This window comes from Pseudomonas sp. GW821-FHT07F05, from assembly GCF_059418765.1.
Map to the genome: position 1 here is coordinate 517,551 of NZ_JBWKQL010000001.1, position 12,138 is coordinate 529,688.

Annotated in this window: 10 protein-coding genes; 6 read left to right on the forward strand and 4 right to left on the reverse strand. The window is 62.2% G+C overall.

Annotated elements, in window-relative coordinates; genetic code table 11:
- Window positions 1-96: 96 nt before the first annotated feature.
- From AC07RO_RS02445 to AC07RO_RS02465, 5 genes are all read left to right on the forward strand, one after another.
- Entirely contained in the window at window positions 97-2,463 is a 2,367-nt protein-coding gene (locus AC07RO_RS02445) for a beta-agarase (protein ID WP_495085188.1), read from the forward strand.
- 74 nt (window positions 2,464-2,537) lie between these two features.
- Window positions 2,538-3,686: a serine hydrolase domain-containing protein gene (locus AC07RO_RS02450; protein ID WP_495085334.1), complete on the forward strand. Its 1,149-nt coding sequence runs from the start codon at window positions 2,538-2,540 to the stop codon at window positions 3,684-3,686.
- A gap of 150 nt (window positions 3,687-3,836) precedes the next feature.
- The gene (locus tag AC07RO_RS02455) at window positions 3,837-4,943 is read left to right on the forward strand and encodes an OmpA family protein (protein WP_495085189.1); all 1,107 of its coding nucleotides are present in this window, start codon (window positions 3,837-3,839) and stop codon (window positions 4,941-4,943) included.
- Between the two features lie 48 nt (window positions 4,944-4,991).
- Window positions 4,992-5,639 (forward strand): pyridoxamine 5'-phosphate oxidase, encoded by a 648-nt coding sequence (gene pdxH / locus AC07RO_RS02460; RefSeq protein ID WP_463581897.1) that lies wholly within the window; start codon window positions 4,992-4,994, stop codon window positions 5,637-5,639.
- A gap of 209 nt (window positions 5,640-5,848) precedes the next feature.
- Window positions 5,849-6,313: an outer membrane lipoprotein gene (locus AC07RO_RS02465; protein WP_037012225.1), complete on the forward strand. Its 465-nt coding sequence runs from the start codon at window positions 5,849-5,851 to the stop codon at window positions 6,311-6,313.
- An 87-nt stretch (window positions 6,314-6,400) separates the two neighbouring features.
- Here AC07RO_RS02465 and nhaA read toward each other — a convergent pair whose 3' ends face one another.
- The 4 genes from nhaA to AC07RO_RS02485 all read right to left on the reverse strand — a co-directional run bounded on the left by nhaA (window position 6,401) and on the right by AC07RO_RS02485 (window position 11,037).
- A complete protein-coding gene (gene nhaA, locus AC07RO_RS02470) occupies window positions 6,401-7,591 on the reverse strand; it encodes a Na+/H+ antiporter NhaA (RefSeq protein WP_495085190.1) in 1,191 nt (396 codons plus the stop codon).
- A gap of 170 nt (window positions 7,592-7,761) precedes the next feature.
- Complete coding sequence (locus AC07RO_RS02475) at window positions 7,762-9,375, reverse strand: NAD(P)/FAD-dependent oxidoreductase (RefSeq protein ID WP_495085191.1); 1,614 nt, start codon at window positions 9,373-9,375, stop codon at window positions 7,762-7,764.
- A gap of 319 nt (window positions 9,376-9,694) precedes the next feature.
- Entirely contained in the window at window positions 9,695-10,375 is a 681-nt protein-coding gene (locus AC07RO_RS02480; protein ID WP_495085192.1) for a hypothetical protein, read from the reverse strand.
- A 62-nt stretch (window positions 10,376-10,437) separates the two neighbouring features.
- On the reverse strand, window positions 10,438-11,037 hold the full coding sequence (locus AC07RO_RS02485; RefSeq protein ID WP_495085193.1) for a short chain dehydrogenase: 600 nt from the start codon (window positions 11,035-11,037) through the stop codon (window positions 10,438-10,440).
- Between the two features lie 105 nt (window positions 11,038-11,142).
- On the opposite strand from AC07RO_RS02485, the gene AC07RO_RS02490 reads away from it, so the two are divergent.
- Window positions 11,143-12,051, forward strand: a complete 909-nt coding sequence (locus AC07RO_RS02490) for a LysR family transcriptional regulator (protein ID WP_495085194.1) — start codon at window positions 11,143-11,145, stop codon at window positions 12,049-12,051.
- The last annotated feature ends 87 nt before the right edge of the window (window positions 12,052-12,138 follow it).

Here is a 12,138-nt window from a genome sequence, read left to right on the forward strand (position 1 = left end):
GAAACACGGTTGACCGGGTCTTATTCCTGGTCCTTCCGGATGCGCGCGACCTCTGTCGTGCTCCGGGCCTCAGATGATCAAGGAGCTTCCGATCACATGATTCGCCGTTCACTGTCCGCCATCATTGCCACGCTGTGCGCCGGCATGGCCCACGCCGCGCCTGACGTGCAGCAGACGCTGTTCAATTTCGTGCGGCCCGCCGACGTGGTGAAGGTCACGACCCAGGATGCCGGGTTTCCCCAGGCGAACGCCGAACAGACCGCCGAAGGCGAAGTGCTGCGCCGGGTGGTCTTCAATCCGGTCGCAAAACCCAGCCTGCAACTGACCCCGCAGACCGGCGTCTGGGACTGGAGCCACGACAGCGCCATGACCTTGCGCCTGCAAAGCGCGATGGATTGGGCGTTGACGGTGTACGTGCAGATCGAAAGCCGCGACGGCAAAATCCTCACCAGCCGCATCGACCTGCCGGCCGGCCCGGCGCAAACCCTGGTGCTGCCACTCAAGGCCAGTTCGCCGATGACCCAGGGCATGCGCGCCGGCCCACCGATGCCATGGATGTACGAAGGGCAGCGCGTGTTGCTGGCCAACACCGAAGGTGAGCTGAACAGCGCTGAAGTTTCGTCGGTCACCGTGTCGATGTCTCAACCCAACGTTGCGCAGTCAGTCTTGATCGAGAAGTTCGGCGTGCAAGAGGGCGACGCGCTGCAAACCGCGGCCTACGGCAACCTGGTCGACGGCTACGGTCAGTTCACCCGGGGCAAGTGGCCGGAGAAGGTCACCAGCGACGATCAGCTCAAGGCGCTGGCGGCCAAGGAGCAGCAACAGCTGCAAACCTGGCTGAAAGACCGCCCGGCCCACGACAAATACGGTGGTTTGCTCAGCGGCCCGTCCTTCGAAGCGAAGGGCTTTTTCCGCACCGAGAAGCGCGACGATCGCTGGTATCTGGTGACGCCGGAAGGCCATCCGTTCTACTCGCTGGGGGTAAACGCAGTCTCCGCTGACGACAGCCAGACCTACGTCGAAGGCCGCGAAGCCATGTTCACCGGCCTGCCCGGCAGTGACGATCCGCTCGCCGTGTTCTACGGCAAGGGCGATGACAACCGCGAGACGGGGGCCAACCGCAACCGCCAGTTCGATCAGGGCCGCTGGTTCGATTTCTATGGCGCCAACCTGCAACGCACGTACGGCGTGCCGAAGTGCGTGGAAGTCTCAAAGCCGGTCGAGCCGGCTGACGATGAAGACGAAAGCCCGGCTGCCACTCCTGCAACGACCGTATCCACTGGCGACAGCTCTGCCGAGCAGAGCGCGCCGGCGCCTCAGCCGGAGAAGCCCGCCACGCCTGCGCCTGCCATCGAATGCAAGCCGGTGATCGTGGACAGCAAACGCTGGGTTGATCACACCCTGCAACGCTTGCAGGCCTGGGGCTTCAACACCATCGGCAACTGGAGCGATTCGTCGCTGCAGAACCTGGAAAGCAGTAAAAAAGACCGCGTGCCCTACACGCTGCCGCTGTCCATCGTGGGCGACTACGTGAGCATCAGCACCGGTCTGGATTGGTGGGGCGGCATGCCTGACCCGTTCGATCCGCGCTTCGCCATGGCCACCGAGCGGGCCGTTGCCATCGCTGCACGCGACCATCGCGATGATCCGTACCTGATCGGTTACTTCGCGGATAACGAATTGGCCTGGGCGGCGCCAGGCAACGATCCGAAGGATCGCTACGCATTGGCCTACGGCACGCTGAAGTTGACCACCGATGTGCCGGCCAAGCGCGCGTTTCTCAAGCAGTTGCGCGACAAGTACCGCAACGAAGAAGGGCTGTCCAAGGCGTGGGGCATCCATCTCGCCGCGTGGGAGTTGATGGAAGACCCGGGTTTCGAGCCGCCGCTGCCCAGCGCAGAGCACCCGGAGATCGAAAACGACTTCCGGTATTTCCAGCGCGTGTTCGCCGAGACCTATTTCAAAACCATTTCCGACGCGCTCAAGTGGCATGCGCCGAACCATCTGCTGCTCGGTGGCCGCTTTGGCGTCACCAGTCCCGAGGCGGTTGAAGCCTGCGCCAAGTTCTGCGACGTGCTGAGCTTCAACGTCTACACCCTCAAACCCCAGGACGGCGTGGACTTCGCGAAACTGCGCGTGCTCGACAAGCCTGTGATGGTCACCGAGTTTCATTTCGGCTCCCGTGATCGCGGGCCATTCTGGGGCGGAGTGCTCGAAGTGCCCCGTGAGGAAGATCGCGGCCCGGCGTACGCCAATTTCCTGAAAAGCGCGCTGGCCGAGCCCTCCATCGTCGGCGTGCACTGGTTCCAGTATCTGGATCAGCCTGTCACCGGCCGCTTGCTCGACGGCGAAAACGGCCATCTCGGGCTGGTGGGCATCACCGACGTGCCGTACCAGGGCTTCGTTGAGGCAGTGCGCAAGGCCAATGGACAGGTCGTGGATGTGATCGGCAAACGCCCTTAACCGGGCGGTTCCCAAAGCATTCAATCGCTGGAACAATGTTCGCCATTTTTGCAGCCCGACCGGAGAGCCAGACCGTGCAGATTCAAGGCCATTTCGAGCTTCAGTTTGAGGCCGTACGCGAAGCGTTCGCCGCGCTGTTCGACGACCCGCAGGAGCGTGGCGCTGCGCTGTGCGTGCAGATTGGCGGCGAGACGGTGCTGGATCTGTGGGCGGGCACGGCAGACAAGGACGGCGGCGAGATCTGGCACAGCGACACCATTGCCAATCTCTTCTCCTGCACCAAGACCTTTACGGCGGTCACGGCCTTGCAGTTGGTGGGCGAGGGCAAGCTGAATCTGGATGAGCCTGTCGCCCGTCTCTGGCCCGAGTTTGCGGCCAACGGCAAACAGTCCGTCACGCTGCGCCAGTTGCTGTGTCATCAGGCCGGGCTCCCGGCGATCCGTGAAATATTGCCGGCCGAAGCGCTTTACGACTGGCAGGCCATGACCCGCGTATTGGCTGCCGAGGAACCCTGGTGGACACCGGGTCAGGGCCATGGGTATGCCGCGATCACTTACGGCTGGCTGGTGGGCGAGATGATTCGTCGCGCCGACGGCCGCGGGCCGGGTGAGTCCATCGCTGCGCGTATTTCACGTCCGCTGGGCCTGGACTTTCATGTCGGTCTTGCCGACGAGGAGTTTCACCGCGTCGCCCACATTGCCAGAGGCAAGGGCAATGCCGGTGATGAGGCCGCGCAGCGACTGCTGCAGACCACGATGCGCGAACCTGCGTCCATGACGGCGAGGGCGTTCACCAACCCGCCGTCGATCATGACCAGCACCAACAAGCCGGAATGGCGGCGCATGCAGCAACCTGCCGCCAATGGCCATGGCAACGCGCGCAGTCTGGCCGGCTTCTATAGCGGCTTGCTCGACGGCAGCCTGCTCGACGGCGACTTGCTCAACGAGCTCACGCGCGAGCACAGCATCGGCCAGGACAAGACACTGCTGACCCAGACCCGCTTCGGGCTGGGTTGCATGCTCGATCAACCCGCGGTGCCTAACGCGACGTTCGGGCTGGGTGCCAAGTCATTTGGCCATCCCGGCGCAGGTGGCTCGGTTGGCTTCGCCGATCCCGAGCGCGATGTGGCGTTTGGGTTCGTGACGAACACCCTTGGTCCTTACGTGCTGATGGATCCGCGCGCTCAGGGTCTGGTGCGCGTGCTTGGTGAGTGTTTGCAATAACTATCGCCGTTAAGTGCTTGTTCTACCGACTGTCAGTTAAATCTGGATAACCGAGCCGTAGGGCGGTTTCTTTTTCCAAAACGGTCTTTATGCGTGTTATATGAGCGCTGCTTCGTTCATTTTCTGATCAATTATTCATGTGGGTCACCCATGTCAGCTAACAAAAGCCTCGCATTCGCCATCTGCATCGCCGTCACCGGCTGTGCGCAAACCCCTCAGGATCAGTCGGCCAGCAATGACCACTGGTGGTCGTTCGGTTCGAGCAAGGGCGCCGATGCAGCGCCTGCAGCCCCAGCGCCAAACCCGGCGGCTGCCCAAGTGGCAAAGGCCCAGGCCGAGACCGGTACACGTTGGTACTGGCCGTTTGGTTCTGACCACGGCGAAACCGAGAAGAAGCCAGAAGTAGCCGCCACTCAACCGGCGGCTGCGCCTGCGGTTGCCCAGGCCGGCGACGCCAACAAGTGGTGGTGGCCGTTCGGCGCAACCGAAGCAAAAAAAGACGCCGCGCCGGCTGTTCCCAAAGTCGACCCGAAGGTGACCCAGGCCTGGCTGGATCTGAACGAGCCAAAAATTCGTGAAGCGATCAAGGACAGCCAGTTCCAGCTTGAGCGCCGTGACGACATCCTCGTGGTCACTGCGCCGGTCGACAGCACCTTCAACCCGAAGCGTCCGGAAATGCTCCTGCCGACCAACCTCGGTCCGATCAGCCGCATGGCCAAGATCGTTGAAGTCGACCAGCGCGCCGCCGTTCTGGTGTTGGGCCACAGCGACGTCTCCAGTGATGCCGATCTCAAGATCAGTCAGCAGCGCGCCCAATCGGTTGCGGCGATCTTCCGCCTCAGCGGCCTGCAGCGTAATCGTCTGAACCTGCGTGGCATGGGCGCCGACATGCCCCGTGCGGCCGGTGACAGCGCGCCGGGTCGCGCACTCAACCGTCGCGTGGAAATCATCCTGACGCCGCAGGACACCATGGTTGCCGAAATGGCCAAGTACAACCTGCCGCCAGCGCCGACCCTGCTGGCCGTGCAGACCGCCAACGCGCCGGCGCCGGCACCGGTTGCTGCGCCGACCAAGGCTGCTACGCCTGCCAAATCCGCTGCACCGGCCAAGAAGGCCGTTGCTACCAAGGCTTCCGCAGCCAAGGCGCCTGCGGCCAAGAAAGCACCTGTGAAGAAAGCAGCGCCGGTGAAAGCCAAGGCAGCGCCTGCGAAAGCAGCGGCCAAAAAACCTGCCCCGGATGCTCAAGCCAGCAACTGAGGTTAAGATCGGGGTTCTGTTCACGAATCTCGATTAAGGAAGGCAGTGATGAGCCAGCGTCTGGCCGATATGCGTCGCAACTATGCCCGCGAAGGGTTGACCGAAGCCCAGGCTCCGGAAGAGCCCTTCGCACTGTTCCATCGCTGGTTCAACGAAGCGGTCGAAACCGAGCAAGCGCCGGTCGAGGCCAACGCCATGACGCTGGCGACCGTCGACGCCGACGGTCGCCCCCACTGCCGCGTCCTGCTGCTCAAAGGCCTGGACGCTCAGGGCTTCACGTTTTTTTCCAACTACGAGAGCGCCAAAGGCCAGCAGTTGAGCGCCCGTCCTTTTGCCGCCATGACGTTTTTCTGGCCCTCGCTGGAACGTCAGGTGCGCATCGAAGGCCGCGTGTCCAGGGTCAGCCACGAAGAATCCGACGCCTATTTTCAGGTACGCCCCCTCGGCAGCCGCCTGGGTGCCTGGGCATCCCCGCAAAGTCGGGTGATCGCCGACCGTGAAGAGCTCGAAGGTTTGCTCAAAGCCACCGAGGCGCGTTTCATGGACGCCCAGCCTGACTGTCCCGATCACTGGGGCGGCTATCGTCTGGTGCCGGATCGCATCGAATTCTGGCAGGGACGTCCAAGCCGTCTGCATGACCGCCTGAACTATCGTCTGCTGGAAGATGAGTGGCAGCGCGAGCGCCTCGCGCCCTGAGTGCGGGTCTTTCGGACTACCGTGCTGTCAGTTCCAGGGTCTCTGTCACACTTTTCTTTGAATCAATTTCCGGCGCCGTCGTCCACTGAAGTAGACGTCGGCGGGTTGCTGTATCACGCCTGAATAAACGTAAATTATCGGTACAGGACCGTGACATCGATTGGCGTCGCAGAGTCTAATGGCTACCTGTACCTCTGGAGATAACTGTTATGCGTAAGTCTGTTCTGTTGGTTGCTTCGTTCACCGCCATGGCGCTGACGCTGGGCGGCTGTACTTCAAGCCTCACCGGCGACTCGTACTCGCGCGACGAAGCTCGTCAGGTGCAGACCGTACGGCTGGGCACGATCGAATCGTTGCGTCCGGTGAAGATTGAAGGCACCAAAACCCCGATCGGCGCAGGCGCCGGTGCCATCGTCGGTGGTGTGGGTGGCAGCGCCATCGGTGGCGGTCGCGGCAGCATCGTGACGGCCGTGATCGGTGCTGTCGCTGGTGGTCTGCTGGGTTCGGCAGCGGAAGGCGGCCTGACCCGTGCTCAAGGCGTCGAGATCACCGTGCGTGAAGACGATGGCACCATGCGTGCTTATGTGCAGGAAGTTCAGGAAAACGAGATCTTCCGCGTGGGTGAGCGCGTGCGCATCATGACCGTCAACGGCACCAGCCGCGTCAGCCACTAAACCACGCTGCATGTCCTGAAGCGGAATCTACAAATGTCCGCTTGCGAAAACGCCCCGATCATTCGGGGCGTTTTGCATTTCAGCGTTTCATTTCAACGCTGCTGAGCGCGTGCTGCGACTGGCCATTGCGGTGATGCCGTAGCCGATCAGCGCGGCAAGAACAGACCCCGTCAAAATCCCCATTCGATCCATCCCGGCAAACTCGCTTTGTCCCGGCACGAACGCCAGTGAGCCGACAAACAGGCTCATGGTGAAGCCGATCCCGCACAGCATCGAAACCCCCAGCACCTGCCCCCAGTTTGCGCCGGTCGGCAGTGATGCGAGCCCCGTCTTGATTGCCAGCCACGTCAGGCCAAACACACCGATGACTTTGCCCAGCAGCAGACCCAGTGCGATGCCGAGTGGTACGGGATGGGTGGAGCTCTCCAGCGTAACGCCGGCCAAAGGGACGCCGGCGTTGGCGAACGCGAACAGCGGCAGAATGAAATACGCCACCCAGGGATGCAGGGCGTGTTCGAGTTGCTGCAGGGGGGAGGCGACGGCTTTGGGCGTCCGCAGCGGAATGCAGAACGCCAGCAGAACGCCGGCCAGCGTGGCGTGGACGCCGCTCTTCAGCACGCAGACCCACAAGACGGTGCCGATCAGCAAGTAGGGCGCGAGTCTGGTCACGCCCAGGCGGTTCATGGTGATCAGCCCGGCAATCGACGCGGCTGCCAGCGCCAATGCCAGGCTGGACAGTTCGCCGGAGTAGAACAGCGCGATGACAATGATCGCGCCCAGATCATCGATGATCGCCAGGGTCATGAGAAACAGCTTGAGCGACACCGGCACCCGTTTGCCCAGCAACGCCAGCACGCCTAGGGCGAAGGCGATGTCGGTGGCCATGGGAATCGCCCAGCCACTCAGGGCGGCGGGATTGTCTGAGTTAAGCGCCCGGAAGAGCAGGGCAGGGATGAGCATGCCGCCGATGGCCGCCGCGCCCGGCAGGACAATTTGGGAGGGCCGCGAGAGGTGTCCTTGCAGGACCTCGCGCTTGACCTCCAGCCCGATCAGCAGGAAGAACAACGCCATCAGGCCGTCGTTGATCCACAGCAGCAACGGTTTGGCGATGTGCAACGCGCCGATCTGGGCAACGACCGGCGTTTCCAGCCAGCCGTTATACAGCCAGGACAGGGGAGAATTGTTGATGATCAGGGCGAGGGCCGCGGCGGCGATCAGCAGCAAGCCACCGGCGGCTTCCAGCTGGAAGAAACGTCTGAATGTATTGCGTACGGGCAAGGTGACGCTCCAAGGGCAGCCTGAAAAGGAGCGCCACCCTAACGCGCGTTCTGGTGTCTGAAAACAGGATCTGAAGCCGAATTTGTAATCAAAAATAACGCCCTACAGACACCGCTTACGAATCGTATGGATTCGTTTCCGAGTGCTGTAGGGCGATGCCTTTAAGTGGCTTATTCAGTGATGCCCAGGATATTTCGGGCCAACGCTTCGGCGATGCGGATCCCGTCAACGCCGGCCGACAGGATGCCGCCGGCATAGCCTGCGCCTTCGCCTGCCGGGAACAGGCCTTTGACGTTGAGGCTCTGCAGGTCCTCGCCACGGGTGATGCGCAGGGGCGAGGAGGTGCGCGTTTCAATGCCGGTGAGGATCGCGTCGTGCTGCGAAAATCCTCTGATCTGCTTCTCGAACGCCGGCAGCGCCTCACGAATGGCTTCGATGGCGAAGGCGGGCAACGCGTCGGCAAGGTCGGTCAGCTTGACGCCCGGCTTGTAGGAAGGTTCTACGCCGCCCAACGCCGTTGACGCTTTGCCCGCGATGAAATCACCCACCAGTTGCGCCGGTGCTTCGTAGGTTTCGCCGCCCATGATGTAGGCGTGGGACTCCAGTCGCTCCTGCAGTTCGATGCCGGCCAGCGGGCTGCCCGGATAATCCTGCTCGGGGGTGATGCCGACGACGATGCCGGAGTTGGCGTTGCGCTCGTTGCGCGAGTACTGGCTCATGCCGTTGGTGACCACGCGGTTGGGCTCAGAAGTCGCCGCCACCACGGTGCCGCCGGGGCACATGCAGAAGCTGTACACCGAACGGCCGTTCTTGGCGTGGTGCACCAGCTTGTAATCCGCAGCACCCAGCTTCGGGTGACCGGCGTACTTGCCCAGGCGCGCGCGGTCGATCAAGCCCTGTGGGTGCTCGATGCGGAAGCCGACCGAAAACGGCTTGGCCTCCATGAACACGCCGCGCCCGTGGAGCATGCGGAAGGTGTCCCGGGCGCTGTGGCCCAGCGCCAGAATGACGTGCCGCGAGTCGATGCGCTCGCCGCTATCGAGCACGACGCCCTGCATCTGGCCGTCTTCGATCAGTACATCGGTGACCCGCTGCTGGAAACGCACTTCGCCGCCCAGCGCTTCGATCTGATGACGCATGTTCTCGACCACGCCGGTCAACCGGAAGGTGCCGATGTGTGGCTTGCTGACGTAGAGAATCTCTTCCGGCGCACCGGCTTTGACGAACTCGTGCAAGACCTTGCGACCGATGAATTTCGGGTCTTTGATCTGACTGTAGAGCTTGCCGTCGGAGAACGTCCCCGCGCCGCCCTCACCGAACTGCACGTTGGACTCCGGGTTGAGCACGTTCTTGCGCCACAGCCCCCAGGTGTCCTTGGTGCGCTGACGGACTTCAGTGCCGCGTTCGAGGATGATTGGCTTGAAGCCCATCTGCGCCAGCAACAGGCCGGCGAAAATACCGCACGGGCCGAAGCCGACCACCAGCGGACGCTGGCTAAGAACAGCAGGGGCGTGGCCGACCACTTTGTAACTGACGTCTGGCGCCGGGCCGATGTGTTTGTCGTGGCTCAGGCGCTGGAGCAGGGCGGCTTCGTCGCGCACCTGGAAGTCGACGGTGTAAATGAACTGCAGCTCGGTGGATTTCTTGCGCGCATCATAGCTGCGCTTGAACAGGGTGAAATCCAGAAGCTCGTCGCTGCCGATGGCCAGGCGTTGCAGAAGTGCAGGGCGCAGTTCGTCGTCCGCGTGGTCCAGCGGCAGTTTGAATTCGGTGATTCGTAACATTGAAAGATCCGGTTTCGGGCCGCAGGATCGGCCCGGCAGCACTACAAGAGCGCGCGATTATAAGCCACATTGAGCAGGGAGCGGTGGCCCGAGCGACGACATCCGCCGCGCAGCCGCCGTTTAGGTTTGCACCGAGTCAGCTGGGAAAACTTGATCTCAAGGCTAATGGGGAATATGTGGGAGCGAGCTTGCTCGCGAAAGCGTCTTGTCAGTCAGCGCTGTGAGCGCCTGACCTACGGCATTCGCGAGCAAGCTCACTCCCACCAGTGTTGCGCCTGTACAGATTCAGGTTTGAGGTTTCAGGTTCAGCGTAAGGCTATCAATCGTTACGCATCGCCCCGAAGTACGCGCAGCCGCGCTGAACCTGGCCATTGACCCGCAGTTCCGCGGTCAGGTGCTGCACAGAGCCGTTCGACGGGTCCACACAGCGCAACGGCGCGACGTAGAGCTCGACGTGTTGATTGTTGGCGTCGGTGATCAGATTGAAGCGGCCCTCGGGCATCTGCTCTTCCATGTACGGCACGGCGAACGGCTCCTGGCCTGCGCGCTCAAGCACCAGACCCTTGCCGCTGGCGTTGAGGTTCCATTTCGGGCCGTTGCCGCTGGCATGAATCGTCAGGCGCTTGAAATTGGGGTCCTCGCAGCCACCGCTCGGGCGCTCGACGCGGTAGAGCTGGTAGATGTCGGCCTGACCGTCACTGCCCTGGGCCTTGCTCGCGACGAAGTTGCCGCGTACATCGGCGAACGCCTTGCCGTTCTTGTCCACCACCGAAGCGGCTTCCTGCAGGACGCCGGTGTTGCCCTTGTCGGTGACTGCATAGCGGCGCTGTTCGTTGCATGGGGCGAAGAACAGCTTGCCGCCGTCACCGCTGAGGGTGCCCTGCATGCGGATCATGCCAGCGGTCGACACCTTGCTGTCACTGGACGACATGGGCATCAACTGGCAGCCGGCAAACAAAGGCAACAGGGCGAACATCAGGGCGGAACGAGCAGCGGACATGGGGCGGTCTCCAGACAAGTGCCGCCACGTTACTCAGCCTGCTCGCTCATCACAAGGGGCGATTAGCCAACGCGATACGTCTGTCCGGTTTGTAGCCCTTCGACACTTTTTGCGTACGCCAAGGCTACATCCGCTGCGGGGACCGGCTTGAAGCCGCGAAAGTACGGCGCGTAGGTGCCCATGGCTTCGACCAGCACGTTGGGGCTGACCGAATTGACCCGCATGCCCCGCGGCATCTCGATGGCGGCGGCGCGCACGAAGGCGTCGATGGCGCCGTTGACCAGGCTGGCTGACGCCCCGGTGCGAATCGGATCGACGCTGGTGATGCCAGTGGTGAAGGTGAAGGACGCGCCGTCGTTGGCGAATTCCCGGCCGATCAGCAGCAGATTGACCTGACCCATCAGCTTGTCGCGCAGGCCCAGGGCGAATGAATCGGCGGTCATCTCGCCGAGCGGCGCGAAGGTGACATTGCCGGCCGCGCAAATCAATGCGTCGAAAGGGCCTGTCCGTTCGAATAGTTTGCGGATCGAGTCGCTGTCACTAATATCGACGTGCTCGTCTGCGCCGGTTCTGCCGATGCGAACGATCTCGTGGCGTGGCGCCAACTCTTTCTCGATCGCCGAGCCAATGGTGCCACTGGCGCCAATCAATAGAATTTTCATGATGCGATTTTCCCCTGGTATGGATCAGGCGCTCAGTGTGAGTCGCCTTTTCCCACCGAAACAGGGGCTAAACGGCAATCCCGGTTTGTCAGAAAGGAAACAATCATGAGCGAAATGGACGACCTGGCCGCGTTCGCGATGCTGGTGGAGGCCAACAGCTTCACCCTGGCCGCGCAATGGCTGGACACCAGTACCAGCCAACTGTCCAAGCGCATCAGCAAACTGGAAAAGAACTTCGGCGTGACGCTGCTCCATCGCACTACCCGCAGCCTGACGCTGACCTCGGCGGGCGCCATTCTCCTGCCCGAAGCCCGCGCGCTACTGGCCCAACGCGACCGCGTCCGCGACGCCATGGCCTACCTGAGCGAAAGCCTGATTGGCACCGTTCGCCTGACCGTGCCGGTGTCGTTGGGCGAAACCTTCTTCGAAGGCCTGCTCACCGAATTCGCCCATACCTACCCCGACGTGCAGGTGGAACTGGACCTCAACAACCACTTCCGCGACATGCGCCGTGATGGCTTCGACCTGGGCATACGTTCCAGCGTGGGGATCGACGAACGCCTGGTGGCCAAGCCCTTGCTGTCGCTACAGGAGCTGACCTGCGCCAGCCCGGATTACCTCGCCAGACACGGCACCCCGCAAACCCCGGAAGAACTGCGCGTCCACCGATGCCTGCTCAACAGCCATCACGCCGGCCGCGAATCCTGGGGCTACCACCAGAAACACGAACTGACCCGCGTCAACGTCCGCGGTACCTTCGCCAGCAACCACTACGGCCTCCTGAAAAAAGCCGCCCTCGTCGGCGCCGGCATCGCCCGCCTGCCGTCGTACATGGTTCATGAGGAACTGAAAGAAGGACGATTGCACTGGTTGCTGCGTGATTACCAGACGCCGGTTTCGTCCCTTTACCTGGTCCACCCCTTTGAAGGACGGCTGCCGAGGCGGGTGCAAGTCATGGCGGATTATTTAGGCGAATGGTTCGAGCGCAGCACTGCGGCGCTGGAAAAGCTCTGACTTCTGGGGTTATCAAATCGAGCGGGGACAGATTAATTTACGGTGAAGCGCTGTAAATAAATCAGTCCCCTGTAAACAGAAATCAAA

What these genes read in the sequence shown, in the direction of transcription:
- AC07RO_RS02475 (WP_495085191.1), bottom strand. Translation starts at nt 9,375, where the DNA reads ATGTTACGAATCACCGAATTCAAACTGCCGCTGGACCACGCGGACGAC.
- AC07RO_RS02480 (WP_495085192.1), bottom strand. Translation starts at nt 10,375, where the DNA reads ATGTCCGCTGCTCGTTCCGCCCTGATGTTCGCCCTGTTGCCTTTGTTT.
- AC07RO_RS02445 (WP_495085188.1), top strand. Translation starts at nt 97, where the DNA reads ATGATTCGCCGTTCACTGTCCGCCATCATTGCCACGCTGTGCGCCGGC.
- AC07RO_RS02485 (WP_495085193.1), bottom strand. Translation starts at nt 11,037, where the DNA reads ATGAAAATTCTATTGATTGGCGCCAGTGGCACCATTGGCTCGGCGATC.
- pdxH (WP_463581897.1), top strand. Translation starts at nt 4,992, where the DNA reads ATGAGCCAGCGTCTGGCCGATATGCGTCGCAACTATGCCCGCGAAGGG.
- AC07RO_RS02465 (WP_037012225.1), top strand. Translation starts at nt 5,849, where the DNA reads ATGCGTAAGTCTGTTCTGTTGGTTGCTTCGTTCACCGCCATGGCGCTG.
- AC07RO_RS02490 (WP_495085194.1), top strand. Translation starts at nt 11,143, where the DNA reads ATGAGCGAAATGGACGACCTGGCCGCGTTCGCGATGCTGGTGGAGGCC.
- AC07RO_RS02455 (WP_495085189.1), top strand. Translation starts at nt 3,837, where the DNA reads ATGTCAGCTAACAAAAGCCTCGCATTCGCCATCTGCATCGCCGTCACC.